17 protein-coding genes, 1 tRNA gene and 1 riboswitch are annotated in these 16,297 nt (G+C 47.4%); of the genes, 13 read left to right on the top strand and 5 right to left on the bottom strand.

The features are described from left to right. Nucleotides 1-23: 23 nt before the first annotated feature. From NTZ10_05310 to NTZ10_05300, 3 genes are all read left to right on the top strand, one after another. Nucleotides 24-584: an SUMF1/EgtB/PvdO family nonheme iron enzyme gene (locus tag NTZ10_05310; GenBank protein ID MCX5749641.1), complete on the top strand. Its 561-nt coding sequence runs from the start codon at nucleotides 24-26 to the stop codon at nucleotides 582-584. A 102-nt stretch (nucleotides 585-686) separates the two neighbouring features. After that, the gene (locus NTZ10_05305; protein ID MCX5749640.1) at nucleotides 687-1,916 is read left to right on the top strand and encodes an aspartate kinase; all 1,230 of its coding nucleotides are present in this window, start codon (nucleotides 687-689) and stop codon (nucleotides 1,914-1,916) included. A 46-nt stretch (nucleotides 1,917-1,962) separates the two neighbouring features. Further along, nucleotides 1,963-2,036: transfer RNA gene (locus tag NTZ10_05300), tRNA-Pro, on the top strand. A gap of 121 nt (nucleotides 2,037-2,157) precedes the next feature. Here NTZ10_05300 and NTZ10_05295 read toward each other — a convergent pair. Then, a complete protein-coding gene (locus NTZ10_05295) occupies nucleotides 2,158-3,951 on the bottom strand; it encodes a class II fructose-bisphosphate aldolase (protein MCX5749639.1) in 1,794 nt (597 codons plus the stop codon). A gap of 208 nt (nucleotides 3,952-4,159) precedes the next feature. Here NTZ10_05295 and NTZ10_05290 point away from each other — a divergent pair, with 208 nt between their 5' ends. The 6 genes from NTZ10_05290 (at nucleotide 4,160) to queA (ending at nucleotide 9,985) form a co-directional block, all read left to right on the top strand. Next, a complete protein-coding gene (locus tag NTZ10_05290; protein ID MCX5749638.1) occupies nucleotides 4,160-5,038 on the top strand; it encodes a peptidoglycan DD-metalloendopeptidase family protein in 879 nt (292 codons plus the stop codon). Between the two features lie 9 nt (nucleotides 5,039-5,047). After that, nucleotides 5,048-5,467 (top strand): polymer-forming cytoskeletal protein, encoded by a 420-nt coding sequence (locus tag NTZ10_05285; GenBank protein MCX5749637.1) that lies wholly within the window; start codon nucleotides 5,048-5,050, stop codon nucleotides 5,465-5,467. A gap of 3 nt (nucleotides 5,468-5,470) precedes the next feature. After that, complete coding sequence (gene rsmI / locus NTZ10_05280; protein MCX5749636.1) at nucleotides 5,471-6,145, top strand: 16S rRNA (cytidine(1402)-2'-O)-methyltransferase; 675 nt, start codon at nucleotides 5,471-5,473, stop codon at nucleotides 6,143-6,145. Between the two features lies 1 nt (nucleotide 6,146). Then, nucleotides 6,147-6,340, top strand: a riboswitch (cobalamin riboswitch). 34 nt (nucleotides 6,341-6,374) lie between these two features. After that, entirely contained in the window at nucleotides 6,375-8,228 is a 1,854-nt protein-coding gene (locus NTZ10_05275; GenBank protein MCX5749635.1) for a TonB-dependent receptor, read from the top strand. A gap of 68 nt (nucleotides 8,229-8,296) precedes the next feature. Then, nucleotides 8,297-8,923, top strand: coding sequence for an energy transducer TonB (locus NTZ10_05270; GenBank protein MCX5749634.1), 627 nt, complete (start codon nucleotides 8,297-8,299; stop codon nucleotides 8,921-8,923). 9 nt (nucleotides 8,924-8,932) lie between these two features. After that, entirely contained in the window at nucleotides 8,933-9,985 is a 1,053-nt protein-coding gene (queA, locus tag NTZ10_05265; protein ID MCX5749633.1) for a tRNA preQ1(34) S-adenosylmethionine ribosyltransferase-isomerase QueA, read from the top strand. A gap of 3 nt (nucleotides 9,986-9,988) precedes the next feature. Here the strand turns inward: queA and NTZ10_05260 are convergent, their stop codons facing one another. Continuing rightward, complete coding sequence (locus tag NTZ10_05260) at nucleotides 9,989-10,405, bottom strand: type II toxin-antitoxin system VapC family toxin (GenBank protein ID MCX5749632.1); 417 nt, start codon at nucleotides 10,403-10,405, stop codon at nucleotides 9,989-9,991. After that, nucleotides 10,392-10,625 (bottom strand): AbrB/MazE/SpoVT family DNA-binding domain-containing protein, encoded by a 234-nt coding sequence (locus NTZ10_05255; protein MCX5749631.1) that lies wholly within the window; start codon nucleotides 10,623-10,625, stop codon nucleotides 10,392-10,394. The genes NTZ10_05260 and NTZ10_05255 overlap by 14 nt, the downstream gene beginning before the upstream one ends. Nucleotides 10,626-10,844: 219 nt before the next feature. On the opposite strand from NTZ10_05255, the gene NTZ10_05250 reads away from it, so the two are divergent. The 4 genes from NTZ10_05250 (at nucleotide 10,845) to NTZ10_05235 (ending at nucleotide 14,063) form a co-directional block, all read left to right on the top strand. Further along, nucleotides 10,845-11,426 carry an SUMF1/EgtB/PvdO family nonheme iron enzyme gene (locus NTZ10_05250; GenBank protein MCX5749630.1) on the top strand — a complete coding sequence of 194 codons (582 nt, stop codon included), beginning with the start codon at nucleotides 10,845-10,847 and terminating at the stop codon, nucleotides 11,424-11,426. A gap of 98 nt (nucleotides 11,427-11,524) precedes the next feature. Continuing rightward, the gene (gene tgt / locus NTZ10_05245; protein MCX5749629.1) at nucleotides 11,525-12,601 is read left to right on the top strand and encodes a tRNA guanosine(34) transglycosylase Tgt; all 1,077 of its coding nucleotides are present in this window, start codon (nucleotides 11,525-11,527) and stop codon (nucleotides 12,599-12,601) included. Continuing rightward, nucleotides 12,585-13,817: an endonuclease Q family protein gene (locus tag NTZ10_05240; protein MCX5749628.1), complete on the top strand. Its 1,233-nt coding sequence runs from the start codon at nucleotides 12,585-12,587 to the stop codon at nucleotides 13,815-13,817. Before tgt ends, NTZ10_05240 begins: the two co-directional genes overlap by 17 nt. Nucleotides 13,818-13,877: 60 nt before the next feature. Then, nucleotides 13,878-14,063, top strand: coding sequence for a hypothetical protein (locus NTZ10_05235; GenBank protein MCX5749627.1), 186 nt, complete (start codon nucleotides 13,878-13,880; stop codon nucleotides 14,061-14,063). Nucleotides 14,064-14,081: 18 nt separating this feature from the next. Here the strand turns inward: NTZ10_05235 and NTZ10_05230 are convergent, their stop codons facing one another. Continuing rightward, nucleotides 14,082-15,248: a carbohydrate kinase family protein gene (locus tag NTZ10_05230; GenBank protein ID MCX5749626.1), complete on the bottom strand. Its 1,167-nt coding sequence runs from the start codon at nucleotides 15,246-15,248 to the stop codon at nucleotides 14,082-14,084. Further along, nucleotides 15,245-16,225 carry a sugar phosphate isomerase/epimerase gene (locus NTZ10_05225; protein ID MCX5749625.1) on the bottom strand — a complete coding sequence of 327 codons (981 nt, stop codon included), beginning with the start codon at nucleotides 16,223-16,225 and terminating at the stop codon, nucleotides 15,245-15,247. Before NTZ10_05225 ends, NTZ10_05230 begins: the two co-directional genes overlap by 4 nt. Between the last annotated feature and the right edge of the window lie 72 nt (nucleotides 16,226-16,297).

Here is a 16,297-nt window from a genome sequence, read left to right as displayed (position 1 = left end):
ATATCGAAAGGAGAAAAATGATGATGAAAATCGGAAGCGCTGCGGAAGTCCGGACAAGAAGTAGCATGCTGGGATTGTCGCGGCCAGACCAACCTATCAGCCGAAAGTGGGCTCATGGTGTAAACTTCAGAAAGTTCATAGAAAGCCATCGGTTCACAAAAGTTCCCGGAATGCCTTTTAGAATGATGAAAGACGAGCTCACAACAGATCAGCTCAAACAATTTGTTAGAAGCGCACAATACGAAATTATTGGCAATAACGCGGGACTTTTACAGGATATTCTTGCCAGGGCAAGTCAAAGAGAAATGGCGGGACATTTAAGCCTGAATGACGGCCGGGCATATTCTAAATGGTTAAGCGAGATTACAGGGAGAAGATTTAGGGTCCCGACCAGTGAAGAATGGTTCGATGCTGTTACAAAAGTCAAATGCAAACTATCCGGAAGAAATTGGGAATGGACAACAAGTATTTATTTCGGCAATTATTTTTATCTTTGTCAACTTGGAGTAACTGGCCGCCGCAGTTTCCCTCCGGGGGATCGAGGCGACGAATACACGGTCCGGCTTATCGAGGATTTGAGATAACTGCATTTTTCTTTACCCTCACACCAACTTTCTCCTTCAGGGAGAGGGAAGGATAAAGGCCGCCGCTTAAAAAATGTTATAATCTATTAGAAAGGTGTTTCTATGCCAATTGTTGTCCAAAAATACGGCGGAACTTCAGTAGGGTCCGCCGAAAAGATAAAGAATGTTGCCAAGCGGGTCGTCAAGACAAAAAAAGCCGGCAATGATGTAGTAGTCATCGTTTCTGCGATGGGACATACGACAGACGAGTTGATATCGCTTTTAAAACAAATCACAAGCGACCCTGATCCGAGAGAGTATGACATGCTCATTTCAACTGGAGAACAGGTGTCCGCTGCCCTGCTCGCATCGGCGATAATAGAATTAGGAGAAAAGGCAATATCGCTTACAGGCGGACAGGCCGGTGTCATTACTGAAGATATCCCGTCAAAAGCCAGGATCAAGGACGTAAAATTCCAGAGGCTTAAAAAAGAGATCGCGGAAGGGAAAATTGTTGTTGTCACAGGTTTCCAGGGCGTGGATAGCAAAGGCGACATTACGACGATCGGCAGGGGAGGTTCCGACACGTCTGCGGTCGTAATAGCTGCCGCGTTAAAAGCGGATGTCTGCGAGATTTACACTGATGTTGATGGGATCTATACTGCGGACCCGAGGATCGTGCCCGATGCGAAAAAGCTTGACAGGATAGCCCATGAAGAGATACTGGAGCTTGCTTCAGCAGGTGCAGGGGTGATGCATCCCAGGTCTGTCGAGTGCGGAAAGATCTACGGCATAAATATTCATGTCCGCTCAAGCCTGAACGAGAACGAAGGAACGATGATAACAACGCTGTCACCTAAGGAGGTCAAAGAAATGGAGAAAAGAGGACTGGTAACAGGAGTCGCCCATGATGAAAATGTGGCAAAGATCGGCGTGCTTCAGGTGCCTGACAAGCCGGGTATCGCTTCAAAAATATTTACCGCTCTCGCAGAAAGCAACATCAGCGTCGACATGATAATACAGAGCATCCACGGCGGTAATGTGGCCGACATGGCCTTTACTGTCGCGCACAGCGACCTCAAGAAAGCCCTCGAAGTCGTAAACGGCGTGGCGAAAAAGATAGGCGCGAAAGAAGTAGTGTCCGATGACAGCGTTGCCAAAATATCCCTGGTCGGGATTGGAATGGTTGGAGCTCCCGGTGTCGCGGCGAAGATGTTCGAATCTCTTGCGAAAAACGACATTAATATCCAGATGATAAGCACTTCGGAGATCAGGATATCGTGCGTGGTCGACGAGAAACTGGCGAAAAAGGCGGTACAAGTCCTTCACGAAGCGTTCGAACTGTCTAAATAAGAAATTCAGCTGTTATCAGTTGTTAGTTATCGGTCATTAGTCGAAACGGGGTGTAGCGCAGCTTGGTAGCGTGCACGGTTCGGGACCGTGAGGCCGTGGGTTCAAATCCCACCACCCCGATTTTGATATTCATAGCTTGGTAGCGCGCCCCGATCGGATCGGGGAGGTCGTGGGTTCCCCGCCGGAGGCGGGTCCGCCTTTGGCGGAAAATCCCGCCGTCCCGATTTTTTAAGCAAGCTTATTATTCCAGATCTTTTCCCGCTTTACTTTCCTGACCTTCTTGTTCCGAGCCTGCAAGCTTTGCGGCCATGACATTTGCTATATTTCCGACAGTTTGTGCGCCAGCTATCTGATCGTCTCGTAGCTCGAGTTTTACCGCAAGTCTGGTAATGTCTAAAGGATCAGCTCCAAGTCCCGCGGCAGTCGATGTTTCTAGTACGGAAGCCTTCTGTTTTGTGAGCACTTTGGCAACTTCTGTCGTTGCTTTTTCAAGGCAGACCTGACGCAGGACCGTCATTGCCTGTCCGGCTGCCCCGAGCTCTACCAGTTTCCTCATGAACTCGTTAACAAGCGTGACCCTCCAGGGAACACCGATATGTGCCCTGAAATCATCAGTGCCTTTCTTGAGGATATACGAGTCCATCACCTGCCTCATGGCAAGGACACCTTCGGCCTGCGCAAGCCTGAATATCGTATCAAGATTTAGTTTTGCGACCCTTCCTTCTTTCACGGCGCGCACCTGAAATTCTATCGGCGTGCCGGACGGGTTCTTATCGTAGGGTTTTCCGATCAGCCGCGCTATTTCATCCGCGAAAGGTGATCTGTCAGACCCGCCGTGGAAAACCAGCGGAACATGCTTGAATCCGGCCGCGTCAAGCTTTTCTCTGATCCTGCATACATGTTCAATATCAATGAACGCTTTTCCCGCGAACTTTTGCGCGCCATGTGAATTTCCTATTGAGATCGCAAGGACATCAGCTCCCGTTTTTCCGACAAAGTCGACTGCCTGTTCCGGATCGGTCATGTATCCCAGTCTTTCCGCGGATGCCATGGCCGAAAGATCGCCGAACGACCCTTCTTTTCCTCCAAGCTCCAATTCGATGGCGACACCTTTAGCGTGCGCCATTTTTGCCATTTCTGTAGAGAGGCGGAGGTTGTCCTGGTATGAGACCTTCTTTTTACCGGTTTCGGAAGGATCATACATTACTGAAGTAAATCCCGCGTTAAGAGCTTCTATTACCGCATCCCATGTCCCGTGGTCAAGGTGGCAAGCGTACGGGAAACCGAGTCCGGCTACGATCGCTTTTAGAGGCTCAAGCCGTGTGATAAAACTGGGGACGACGGCGCCGCCGTTATACTTGAAAGATCCGGGAGACCATTCAAATATTATCGGCGATCTTGTCAAAGCAGCCGCAACGACCCCTGCCTCGAGCATTTCCATATTGTTGACATTGCAGGCAGGTATGCAGAAGCCGTTTGCCATTGCTATCTTCAGCATCGTATCAAGGCCGACCATTGTGGGCGAATCAAATGACATGCTGTTGCCGGAAACCTTGATGAATCTGTCTATGGAGTGAGCGAACACGCCGCCTTTTGCTTTTTTAAATTCCGGGGCATCTGAACTAGGGCCTTTCAGCAGTTCGATCATATTTAAAACCCCTTCAAGCTGCTCGCAAAAGGGTTTATCACCGGCTACTAACCCTCTGTCGCGTTGTATCAGTCCGGCGGCCATTATTGAGTAGATATTATGGCTTGCGAGGTTAGATAAAGGACCTGCGTCTGTTCTCGGAGAGACAAGACCCAAGGTTTTAACCATCTCAACGGCGCAATGAGAATGAACATTATAAGACGGTGAAGAGGCGACAGCCGTGAAATGTTCGTCGCCCAATGGGTATGCCCCAAGCCTTCCGGACAATAAGCTTAAAGATTCTCTTATCGAGTTTACGGTCCCGCTATCAAACGAACCTTTTATTGTCTCACGAAATGACCCATATGAAATTCCGATGCTTTGGACATGGCCTGTTCTTACCGGCATATTAAGTACCTCCTGTAATGTTTTTCCTGACATATCTATCTCGACAGGTTTTTTGTGAAATTTCACCCATATTTCGAGGTGCCGAAATTGTAATAGACCACCTGAAAATGGTATAATATACATACACAAAAACAGACCGGCCCTATTTTTGAACTCATTTTTTGGGAGCAAGCACCAAGCAAAAGCCCAAAATAAAAACCCTTAAAAAATGCAAAAAGAATATTTTACTTTTATACTTATCCCGCATTCATCTAACAAGCCTACGATATCGCTTAAAGTTCCGCGCTGGCTGGTGCATGTTGTAATGTTCGTGTTTGTTACTTCTGTCGTCGTACTTGTTTCTTCACTGGTCTATTCCTCACATGTGACCAGAAAGATCGTCTCTTATGAAGACTTTAAATCCAAAGCAGCGGGACAAAGCAAAGAGGTCGATAAATACTCAAAAAAAACGGATGACCTGGCCCTTTCATTGCGCGAAATTGACGAAAAACAAAACCAGATCAGGAAATTACTGGGCCTGCAGGAGCGGCCAAGCAAGATAAGCCTGATAAAGGATGAAAACGCTGTCAATAGAGATATCGGCCATAAACTAAATTTTCTGGAAAAGAACGTGAAAGAAAGCAGCAATAATATAAAAGAGCTTGAATCGCTGATCACTGAATTCAGAAAAAGATTTGCGAACACGCCTTCGATATGGCCGGCATACGGGAAAATAGTCTCAAAATTCGGCTACAGAGTATTTCCCTGGCCCAGTTTTCACAGCGGTGTCGATATTGATGCGCACTACGGTGATGCAGTAAGGTCCTCTGCTGATGGTGTCGTGAGCTATGCGGGATGGAGGTCTGGATACGGCAGAACCGTTGTGATAGATCACCATTTCGGGATCGAGACTTTATACGGGCACCTGTCATCTTTTATAGTTACAGACGGGCAAAAGGTAAAAAAAGGCCAGAAGATCGCATATGTCGGGATGACGGGATCTGCCACCGGTCCGCATCTGCACTATGAAGTAATAAGGAACGGTGCTAAAATTAACCCCATAGCATATCTTAACTTAAGCATTATAAACGCGAATATTGGAAGGTGAAAAATGGGCATGTTTGACGCAAAGCAGGGAGCAGGACAAGGGATGATAGGTTCGATAATCGGGGAAGACACAACAGTAAAAGGCGAGATCAAGACTACCGGCTCGTTCAGGCTGGACGGGACGCTGGAAGGAAATGTGAATAGTGCCGCCGAGGTCTATATTTCGGCGAAGGGGACCGTCCATGGGAACGTCGAAGGAAAGAACGTAATAGTGGCAGGCCAGGTAAAAGGCAATGTCGCTTCCAAGGAAAGCGTCGAGATAAAAAAGAACGGCAAAATATTCGGGGATATATCCGGCAACCGGCTCTCGGTCGACGAGGGCGCTTCGTACAGGGGTAAAGTGACGATGGGAGAAGTGAAAGAATTTGCCGGCGAAGAAATAAAGGAAGACACGTTCTCGGATAAGGTCAAAGAGATCATAGGCCTTTAAAAAATGGCATCGCTCTTTGTCTGCGCCACTCCTATCGGCAACCTTGAGGACTCATCACTCCGCCTGATAAGGACGCTCAAAGAAGCAGACCTGATCGCGGCGGAGGACACAAGACAGACAAAAAAGCTCCTTGAACATTTTGAGATCAGGACAAAGACGACCTCATATCACAAGTTCAACATAAAAGAAAAATCCAAATATTTGATCGGCCAGCTTCTTGACGGGAAGAATGTTGCACTGGTCAGCGATGCGGGCATGCCCGGGATATCCGACCCAGGAGAAGAGCTTATAAAGGAAGCTATAGATAACAATATCCAGGTCGTTGTCATCCCGGGCCCGTCCGCTATCATCAACGCGCTGGCTGGGTCAGGGCTGAGCACAAAAAGGTTCGTTTTTGAAGGGTTCCTCCCGAGCGAGGGAAAAGGCAGGAGAAGAATATTACGAAAACTGGTCGATGAAGAAAGAACGGTAATTATTTACGAATCCCCGCACAGGCTTTTGAAAACACTTAAAGACATCAAGGATATTTTGGGGGACAGAAATATCTGCATTGCCAGAGAACTTACCAAAAAATTTGAGGAAATATTCAGGGGAACGGTTGAAGAGGCAACGGAGCATTTTTCAAGCAAAGAAATACTCGGAGAAATTACGATCGTGATAGCAGGTGCAACCTCTTGACATCATTTGAGCCTCCCGTGCTACAATCTTTTTGCGTACAGGAAAAGGGAATCGTGTTTGAATCACGAACGCTCCCGGCGCTGTATACGGGGACGAACCTGCTGATACCACTGTCCATCGAAAAGTCCAGGACGGGAAGGAGCAGGGGAGGACGATCCGTAAGTCAGAAGACCTTGCCTGTATAGTATTAGCACTCCCATCCTCGCGGAATGGGAAAAAGGAGTGTAAGATGAAAAAGGCGATCTGCTTATTGTTCCTGCCTCTGTTTTTTGCCCCGGTCCTCGCAGCCGATGCCCCTGTATTTTACGGAGACAAGGTCGTTGTGACCGCTCAGAAAAGGCCTCTTCTTTTGAGCAGGACGTTCGAGAATGTGACGGTCATCTCTTCAAGGGAGATCGAAGCCTCGGGCTCGCTTACAGTTTCCGACGCGCTCAAAAGGTCCAGCATAGTATATGTAAAGAACAACGGAGGCCTGGGAGGAGTATCCACGATCAAACTGAAAAGCGCTTCGTCGGAACAGATCCTAGTGCTTCTTGACGGCGTCAGGTTGAATTCCTCGCTTCTCGGCATGACCGACCTGAACGATATTCCGGCCTCGTACATAGACAGGATCGAGGTAGTCGCGGAGCCGATCTCATCCATCTACGGGTCTGATGCGATGGGCGGCGTGATAAACATAATCACAAAGAAGGAAGAGAAAAACCCTGTTTCAGTTTCTATTGCCGGAGGAAGCTTTGGCGAACTTGATTCCAGAATTTCTTTTTCAGGAAAGATGGGGAAAGCGACAGGATATGCGTCTTTAGGATATTTAAAGACCGACGGTTTCAGGACTAACAGCGACTATAAAGGACAGGACCTTTTAGTCAACATCAACATAGCGGATGCGTTAGATATTAAATACACGACAAAAACATCGGACAGAGGCAATCCCGGGGTCCCGACATCCGATACCGATCCGACATCATCTTCTACCCCGAATGACAGGCAGAGCGACCTGACATCTACCGTGAACATCACATTTGATCCTGTCAAAAAAGGACCCTTTGTGCCGAAGCTCATCCTGTCGCAGAGCGAATCGGACGAAAGAGTGCATTATGAAGACTGGTTTGTCAGCGGACTTTTTTATGATGACAGGTATTTCAGCCGGGTCACCCAGGCAGAGCTTTTATCGGTAATAAAAACAAGCCGGCATTCTTCCGTGACCGCAGGGGTAGAGATGAAAAGGAATTACGGGGAAAGCGCCCTCGCAGATACCCATGCCATAGATAATGCCGCCGCGTATTTTAACGCGGATATCGGAGAAGACCTCCCGGCGAGCCTGGGGATCTCGGCAAGATATGATTCAAACTCTTCGTTCGGCCAGACATTCAACCCAAAGCTCAGCGTCATGGCAAACCTCGGGGCGGGGACGGTAGTAAGGACAACGATCGGCCAGGCGTTCCGCGCCCCGACGATAAACGAGCTTTACTGGAACGATCCGTCTTTCTTTACATTCGGAAATCCAAATTTAAAACCGGAGACGTCAAGGGCGGTCAATATCGGAATAGAAAAAGAAATAAAAGGTTTTTCGGCCAAGCTCAATTACTATTCCACAAAAATATCGGATATGATCAGATGGTCGCAGACAGGGCTTTTCAGCTGGTCTCCGGTGAATATTGACAGGGCAAAGATAGAGGGCTGGCAGCTGGACATGGAAAAGGAAATCACAGACAATACATTTATTTTCGGCAGTTATGTCAATGAGCTTGATATTAACGATGTGACTTCCAATATACTGACATACAGTCCGAGACAGAGGATAAATCTGGGCTTTTCAATAAAAGGCGGGGAGCTTTATTACTCCGCTAATTACAGGTATGTCTCAAGCGTGTTCACTGATACTCTTAATACAAGCGCTTTAAACCCATACCAGGTTGTGGATGTCGGGATTATGGAAAAGATATGGGCTGCAGAAGTATCCCTTAATGTCAGCAATGTCTTTAATACCACATATTTTGAGTCTGTGGGCACAAGCCCCGTGGACTGGAAGGAGAGAGGCTATCCGATGCCCGGCAGGACAATACGATTAGGGGTGCGGATCTAACAGGGGAATAGAGGATTTTAGTTGACCCGAAAAATATTGTAGAGTAAAATATAAAAGGAGGAAACAAAATGTTATACAAAGAAAGACTGACCGGGATGAGACTGTCGAGGATCCCCGAAGTCGACCTGTCCGTAGTAATAGCGATGTTCCTGCTGATCACTTTCGCGTGGGGAGTGGCAAAGCTGGAAAGCTCTTTCGTGAAAGTCGAGAGGGTGGTCCCGGTATTTACGGTCTCGACCGAGCTTTCGGTCATGCCTGTGATAGAAGCAAAGACAAATAAGAACGCGGTAAAAGTCGGCAGTTTCATGAGCCTGGCAAAGCCTTCGGCCGCCGCCGCTCCTAAAACAGCAGTAATCGACAAAGCAGGAAGCGCGGCTTCTGAGAACATGGTGCTTTCTCAGGCATCCCCGGCATCTGCGGGCATATTCCCGCCAAAAATAGTTTATAGATCTATTCCGGATTATCCGGTCAAGGCGATCGAAGGCGGGATGCAGGGGACCGCTGTCGTTAAGATATTCATACTGAAGAACGGAAGAGTGGGGGACGCCGTTCTTGAACAGACATCCGGACACGAGATACTGGACAGGTCGGCGATAGCAGGGGTCTCGCAGTGGAGATTTGAACCGGCCGTCAGCCAGAAAGAAGCCATAGAAGCCTGGTTCAAGATCCCGGTGAAGTTCCAGCTAAAATCATAAAGTTCCCGGATGACACTTACCAGCGAATTTGACTATCCTCTCCCCGAGGACCTGATAGCATCAAAGCCTTTGGGAAAAAGGGATTCCTCGCGGCTGATGATCATTGACAGGGAAAGCCGCGAAACAGCGCATAAAAAATTTTCAGACCTCCCGGACTATTTGCAAAAAGGCGATCTCCTGATATTAAATGACACTAAAGTGATCCCTGCCAGGCTGTTCGGCAGGAAAGTAAACGGCGGCGGTAAGGTCGAAGTCCTTCTGCTAAAGAAGATATTGTTTGAAGAGAACACATGGGAATGTCTTGTGCAGCCCGCAAAAAGAGTAAAGAAGGGATATGAGATAGATTTTGAAAAGTGCAGAGGAACCGTTATCAAAGAGGTCGATGATCTGAGGCGGATAATAAAGTTCGACTGCGAAGGCGATCTTAATTCATTGCTGGAAGAGATCGGCAAAGTCCCCCTGCCGCCGTATATAAGCCAGAGGCTCGATGAACCGCAAAGGAATTCTTCCGAAATGAAAGAGCGCTACCAGACGGTCTACGCGAAAAAGGAAGGTGCCTCTGCCGCTCCGACAGCCGGGCTTCATTTTACGAAAGAACTGCTTGTCGCCATTGAGACAAAAGGCGTCGAGATGGCGAGCATCACTCTTCACCCGGGCGTCGGAACGTTCAAACCAGTCACCGCGGAGAGAATAGAAGACCACGAGATGTTCGAAGAGGAATACGAGATAGGCCCTGAAGTCGAGTTCTATATAAACAAGGCAAAAAAAGACAAGCATAAAGTGGTCGCTGTCGGGACGACCGTTGTCCGAACACTCGAGGATTGTTTTTTAAAACATGGGAAGGTTAAAGAAACAAAGGACAGCGCAAAAATATTCATATACCCGCCTTTTAAATTCAACGTTGTCGACCGGATGATAACCAATTTCCACTTTCCCAAGTCTACTCTGCTCATGCTTGTGAGTGCTTTTGCGGGAAATGAAACTATAAAGCGCGCGTATGAGACTGCGATAAAAGAAAGATACCGCTTTTATTCCTTCGGCGATGCGATGCTGATACTGTAGTTCTTATTTATACGGCAGGGCAAGACACTTCACATGTTTAGAAATAGATCCAAACTCAGGGTCCCGATGGACAAGAACAGAGTTTGTCTTTAGCGCGATCGCGGCTATCCAGGAATCGGCGACGGAAATATTGTGGTTTGCTTTCAATTCCGCGGCTGCAAGGCCGAGTTCTTCATCGCTTTCTATGACAATAAAAGGAAGCAAGGTCAGTTGATGATAAGCCTGGCGTGCCGAGTCTTCGCCGAGCCGGATGGTGCTGATATAGTAATACTCCATAAGGGTCATAAAGGAAATATATATTTCGCACTGCCCCTTGGCGCACGACTTTATAATATCCTCTACCTTTGAGGCGCCGTTCTCGTTGTCTTTAAGGCAGAAGACTGCCGAGGTGTCAAGGACGAATGACCTAGTCTTTTTCACGTTTTCTTTCTTTTTTCCTTTCGCTGATAAGGGTCTTATACAGACCACTTGAACTCCCGCGGAATGATTTTATTGGATTTTCCGGTACGGGGACCACGCTGACCATATTCCCGAGATCGAGCCACGCTATCTTTTGTCCCGCTTTTATTCCGTACTTGTTGCAGATCTCAGCCGGAACAGCTGTCTGGCCTCTTTTTGATACTGTGGTCTTTATTGTCATTACGGTGCACCTCGAGAGTATGATACAAGCTAAACATCTAAATGTCAAGTCAAAAGCATAGAATGACTTGTAAAATCCCGGTCGCATAGATCGCAGATTGCACCGAATTACAAATAAAAAAAGTGAAATCCCCGATATTTCTATTCGATACATATATAGATAAAAATAACGCCATAATTAAGCGGTTGAGGATATGGCAAAAATATCGATAGGAGAAAAATGACGAACAGTATTAGAGGGATCATGAGCGGATGGACAAGCGGGGGGAAACCAGTATCAAGTCGAGACTTTAGAGCCGCATTATCAGGAGCAGATAGAATAATGCGAGGGAATAAGGTAGTCTTATCGCGCATAGAAATACCGGCGTTCGTAAAAATTACCGAAAAGTCTTTTAGAATAATGAAAGACGAGCTGACAATAGGCCAATTCGGCCAATTTGTTAGTAGTGCAGAATACGAGATTGCTGGCCAAAACGCGAGATCCCTAAAACAAACTCTTGCCGGAACAGATCAAAGCATAACGGCAACATATATAAGCTTGAATGACGGCCTGGCATATGCTGAATGGTTGAGCGAAATGACCGGAAGAAGTTTTAGGCTTCCAACCGAAAAAGAATGGTTATATGCTGCGGCAAAAGTCAGATGCCAACTATCCGGAAGAAATTGGGAATGGACAAAAACCCCGATATCGCGAAAACTTTTTTTTCTTCGCCGCTTGACCCTCGAATGCCACAGCTTCAATCTTGCAGGGCTTCGCTTCAAGAGTCACGCGGTTCGACTTCTCGAGGACTTAAACCGTTAAGGAAACAACCGGAGAACTGATGCCGGATATAGATTTATTTGGCAATAATATAACCAATTAATCCTTTTATCATAAATCATCTATTGTATAATTGAGGCATGTTCAAGTTCGAAATCCTCAAGAAATCAAAGACCTCACGTGCCAGAATCGGAAGACTCCATACTTCACACGGTGTCGTGGAAACGCCTAATTTTATCCCCTGCGGCACACAGGGCACCGTCAAGGCGATGACGCCGGAGATGCTGAAAGAAATCTGGACGCAGATCGTCCTGGCCAACACCTACCATCTTTACCTGAGGCCGGGCCCGGAAATAATAAAAAAAGCCGGCGGCCTCCACAAGTTCATGTCATGGGATGGGCCGATACTGACGGACAGCGGAGGGTTCCAGATATTCAGCCTTCTCGATATCAGGAAAGTGACTGATGACGGGGTCGAATTCTCGTCATACATAAACGGCTCAAAACATTTTTTGACCCCGGAAAAAATTGTTGAAGCGCAGCTGGACTTCGGTTCAGACATCATAATGCCTCTTGATGAATGCCTCGAGTATCCTTCGGACAAGTCAAAAGCAAAGAAAGCGCTCGACAGGACATTGAGATGGGCGAAAAGAAGTCAGAAGGCAAAGGCGGAAGGCGGAAGGCTGAAGGCTGAAGAAGGAGAACTATTTGGGATCGTGCAGGGGAGCACATTTGCAGATCTCAGAAAGCGATCGGCAGAAGAAATATCCGGTTTAGGTTTCAAGGGTTTCGGGATAGGGGGGCTGAGCGTCAACGAACCAAATGAACTGATGTATGAAATGCTCGACGTGCAGGTCCCTCTGCTTCCCGAAGAAGCGCCGAAGCATCTTCTCGGAGTGGGATATCCGGATGACATCAAAAAAGCGGTCGAGTTAGGATGCGACCTGTTCGACTGCGTGATGCCGTCGCGCCTTGGCCGCCACGGCGCCTTCCTTACAGATGAAGGCAAGAAAGTAATAAGGAATAATAAATTTACGGAGGACTTTTCACCTCTCGATGAGAACTGCGACTGCTATGCATGTAAAAATTTTACGAGAGCTTATATAAGGCATCTTTTCATAGCAAGAGAGATACTCGGAGTGATGCTGCTGACGACACACAATCTGAGGTATATGATGAGATTGATGGGGAAAATAAGGAATGAAATTCACAGCTGACTTCCATATACATTCCAAATACAGCCGCGCCACGTCAAAGGACATGGACCTCGATCATATAAGCAAGTGGGCGAAACTTAAAGGGATCGATCTGATGGGGACTGGCGACTTCACCCATCCTCTCTGGCTGGCGGAACTCAAGAAAAAGCTCCGGCCCGATGATGGGGGTTTGTTTGATTTCAACGGGACAAAATTCATCCTGACAACGGAGGTCTGCAACATCTTTCACCAGAACGGAAAACTGAGAAAGGTCCACACGATGATATTCGCTCCGTCGCTCAAGGTTGTAGAAAAAATCAACCTTGAGCTTGGCAGGCTCGCTAATCTTATGTCGGATGGACGGCCGATATTCACGTTCCCCGTGAAAAAACTCGCGGAAATAGCTCTCACAGCTTCACCGGACTGCCTGGTCATACCTTGCCATGCCTGGACACCATGGTTCTCGATATTCGGATCGATGAGCGGTTTTGACTCGATCGAGGAATGTTTTGAAGAATATTCAAGGAACATCTTTGCGATAGAAACGGGGCTTTCCTCAGATCCTGCGATGAACTGGAGGCTCAGCGGACTCGACCGTCTCAACCTGATATCCAACTCCGATGCACATTCGCCCTCAAAGATCGGACGCGAGGCGAATATCTTTGACACGGAACTCACATATAAAGGCGTCTATGATGCACTGAAAAAAAAAGACCCGAAAAAATTCCTGATGACGGTAGAGTTTTTCCCCGAAGAAGGAAAATACCACTATGACGGCCACCGGACGTGCCAGGTCCGCCTGTCACCGAAAGAGACGAAAAGCAACAATAAAAAATGTCCCAAATGCGGAAGGGTTGTGACTGTCGGCGTGATGAACAGGATCGATGAACTGGCGGACAGGGAAGAAGGCTTTGTTCTGGAGAACGCTATCCCTTTCAGAAGTCTGATACCTCTGCAGGAAATAATCGCCGAGATACTTGATAAAGGCGTCGATACAATTTCGGTAAAGAACGAATATATGAAGATGATCAATACTTTCGGCAGCGAGCTCGGCATCCTTCTTGATACTCCTCTGGACAGCCTTGCACGCCTGATGCCGGAAAGGACAGTCGAAGGGGTAAAAAGGGTCCGTGAAGGTAAAATAAACATTCTGCCGGGCTATGACGGAGAGTACGGAAAGATAAGCATCTTTAACGGTGAAGCAGTAAAAAAGAAAGTTCAGATGGGGCTGTTTTAACCGATAACTTATAACTAATAACTGATAACGCAATAAAAAAACATAAACGGAGGATAATATATGGATTGTCCAAATCTTGAGAAAAACAAAAAATACTGCAACTGCACTTTTTCGTGCGAAAAAAAATTCAAGTGCTGCGAGTGCTTACATTACCACAGGCAATTAGGCGAGGTGCCGGCGTGCTATTTCAGCAGGGAAGCTGAAAAGACAGGCGACAGGAGCATAGGCAACTGCATCAATCCCTGACCTCTATTTTGGCATTATTCATGGCATATTCCAGGTCAATTCAGAATCCGGCAGAGCGAACTGGGCCAATCCGGCCGCCAATGGTTTGTGGCCGCATTTTTTCATCAGAGAGTGAAGTTCCTGAAAGCTTCCGGAAGCTCCTGTAGCGGAAATATGCTCTAATGACTTAGATGCCGCTGCCGTCCCGAGAGCAAGCGCGTACAAAGGCCCATTGCCGTAATATGCGGCTGCCAGAAACCCTGCAGCCCAGTTGTCTCCTGCTCCTGTTGTTCCTGCTATCTCTTTTTGATCGCGTTGGTAAGCCGGGAATGCTACTGCAAGATGGTCGTTTCTGTAGAACAATCCGCCTTTCGGCCAGTGGATCGCCAGCCAGTTCAGTGTAGGGTTTTGTTCAATGACAGTTTGTGCGGCAGACAAAAGCTTGTCGCCGTCAACGTCATCTCCCGGGGCTGAGAAATCGATGTCCGTTGCTTTGGCCAGAGAAGTCTCATTTATGATCATGAAATCTACATTCCGGGCTGATGCCGCGAAAACGTCCTTGAATTCATTATCATAGATATCAGTAAAATCAACACCGATCAATGAGCCCTTTCTTCTGTGGATCTCCTGAAAAAGTTCGGCAGCTCCTCTTCCTTCGTTGGCATACAGCGCGGGAAGAAGGTTCATGTAACCGATAAACGCGATCGATTGGTCCCAGGTCTTGTCAAAAGGAAAAGTTGATCCGTCGAACACGCTGCAGGCGCCTGCGTTGTGGATAAAACCTCTTTTGCCGGTCTTATCATTTGTCGGTATCCAGGTAAAAGACGTGGACCTGCTTTTCATGGGAACAAGCCCGGTAACATCTATCCCGTGTTTTTGCAATTCGGCCCGGGCCCAAGCCCCTTCACCGTCGATCCTGCCGTCATCAAGAGCTCCCAAAAGCCCTACTGCCTGTACAGGGATGGGCATTAATTTCCTCATGGCAATAGCGTCATTGCACACGAGTCCGCCTGTGGACATGACCCTTTCCCCTGTTGCTATCACAAGTTTATCTTCACCCGGGGCGCCGCTTACCGGGAGGAGCTGGTCAACAACAGTGGTCCCGCAAAAAGAACCCCCCCTTCCTTTTATGAACGCCTGCGGAATAAAAGACTTTGAAAGATCGGCTCTGCTGAACGGCTTCGCTTTTATTGAGCTAATGTTCATTTTATTATTCCTCCTTCTGCGATCTCTCTCTGGACAATTTTAACTAAATTCTGAAGCCTGAGACCATAATTTACATAGGAGTCATATAATATCTGAGGATCTGCGGTCGTGCCTTTATGTATCACCGCCGCGAGATGGGGCTCGATCACAAGCGCCCCCTGATATCCGGAAAGGAGAAGATCTTTTATAGTATCTTTTACCCGGCCTTGGCCCACCCCGGGATAAGTGTAAGCTTCCAAACCTTTTTTTCCTGATAAGTTTGTACAATCTTTTATATGAACATAGCGCGTCCATTCTTTTACGCCCAGGTACATCTTCATCGGGTCCTGCAGATATGAAACAGGGTTGCCCGTATCGTAAAGGGAGGCGAGATTAGGAGAGTCAACTGTACGGACCAGCCAGTTGAAATTTTCAGGGGATTCTCCGGCCCACCCCGCGCAATTTTCAAGAAGTAATGTGACCTTGGCTTGTTCCGCGATAGTAACAAGTGTATCCATTCTGGCGAGAACGTTATCTTTCGTAATATCAAGGGCCATTTCCGGAACTCTCTGCCATGACATTATCCTTATAAAAGTAGTGCCGAACGGTTTCATCCTTTCGATCGCCGATTTAAGTTCTTGGACATCTATTTCAAAATTGCCGTTAATGGGCCTATTCCAGTTTGCTATGGAGGTCTCAAAACAGGCGACAGACATTTTTGCATCTAGGATCGCCTTTTTAACATTGGCAAAGACTTCCGGCTGGACTAAAGTAATATTTTTTGCTGTCCCGTCGACATCAGGCACCAGGCGAAGATCGATATGTTCCCATCCCAATTCTTTATGAGCCCTTATCTGCGCTTCGATAGGGAGTCCCGCTTCATCTCCTATCCCCGAAAAAACGATCCTGTTCGCGGGATGCCCCGGGACTTTCAGTAGATTATTATTAAATCTGGCATTCGCTTTCCCCCACCCAACCAGTGAACTTACTGCTTTCATATCCGTTCCTCCTTTGGCCTCATAAAATTGTCTGCAAATCTTTATCGGACGCATTTTTTGAAAATTTCACTT

It is taken from the genome of Candidatus Saganbacteria bacterium (genome assembly GCA_026387835.1).
In the GTDB taxonomy this organism is placed as follows: Bacteria; Margulisbacteria; WOR-1; order JAKLHX01; family JAKLHX01; genus JAPLKZ01.
Note: the sequence above shows the minus strand (reverse complement) of the source record. Positions and strands in the feature narration are given on the sequence as shown.

Excerpts from the sequence above, each read along its gene's own strand:
- NTZ10_05225 (MCX5749625.1), bottom strand. The coding sequence starts at position 16,225 with ATGAAAGCAGTAAGTTCACTGGTTGGGTGGGGGAAAGCGAATGCCAGA.
- NTZ10_05290 (MCX5749638.1), top strand. The coding sequence starts at position 4,160 with ATGCAAAAAGAATATTTTACTTTTATACTTATCCCGCATTCATCTAAC.
- queA (MCX5749633.1), top strand. The coding sequence starts at position 8,933 with ATGACACTTACCAGCGAATTTGACTATCCTCTCCCCGAGGACCTGATA.
- NTZ10_05285 (MCX5749637.1), top strand. The coding sequence starts at position 5,048 with ATGTTTGACGCAAAGCAGGGAGCAGGACAAGGGATGATAGGTTCGATA.
- NTZ10_05235 (MCX5749627.1), top strand. The coding sequence starts at position 13,878 with ATGGATTGTCCAAATCTTGAGAAAAACAAAAAATACTGCAACTGCACT.
- NTZ10_05240 (MCX5749628.1), top strand. The coding sequence starts at position 12,585 with ATGAAATTCACAGCTGACTTCCATATACATTCCAAATACAGCCGCGCC.
- NTZ10_05295 (MCX5749639.1), bottom strand. The coding sequence starts at position 3,951 with ATGCCGGTAAGAACAGGCCATGTCCAAAGCATCGGAATTTCATATGGG.
- tgt (MCX5749629.1), top strand. The coding sequence starts at position 11,525 with ATGTTCAAGTTCGAAATCCTCAAGAAATCAAAGACCTCACGTGCCAGA.
- NTZ10_05310 (MCX5749641.1), top strand. The coding sequence starts at position 24 with ATGAAAATCGGAAGCGCTGCGGAAGTCCGGACAAGAAGTAGCATGCTG.
- NTZ10_05230 (MCX5749626.1), bottom strand. The coding sequence starts at position 15,248 with ATGAACATTAGCTCAATAAAAGCGAAGCCGTTCAGCAGAGCCGATCTT.
- rsmI (MCX5749636.1), top strand. The coding sequence starts at position 5,471 with ATGGCATCGCTCTTTGTCTGCGCCACTCCTATCGGCAACCTTGAGGAC.
- NTZ10_05255 (MCX5749631.1), bottom strand. The coding sequence starts at position 10,625 with ATGACAATAAAGACCACAGTATCAAAAAGAGGCCAGACAGCTGTTCCG.
- NTZ10_05250 (MCX5749630.1), top strand. The coding sequence starts at position 10,845 with ATGACGAACAGTATTAGAGGGATCATGAGCGGATGGACAAGCGGGGGG.
- NTZ10_05275 (MCX5749635.1), top strand. The coding sequence starts at position 6,375 with ATGAAAAAGGCGATCTGCTTATTGTTCCTGCCTCTGTTTTTTGCCCCG.
- NTZ10_05270 (MCX5749634.1), top strand. The coding sequence starts at position 8,297 with ATGTTATACAAAGAAAGACTGACCGGGATGAGACTGTCGAGGATCCCC.
- NTZ10_05305 (MCX5749640.1), top strand. The coding sequence starts at position 687 with ATGCCAATTGTTGTCCAAAAATACGGCGGAACTTCAGTAGGGTCCGCC.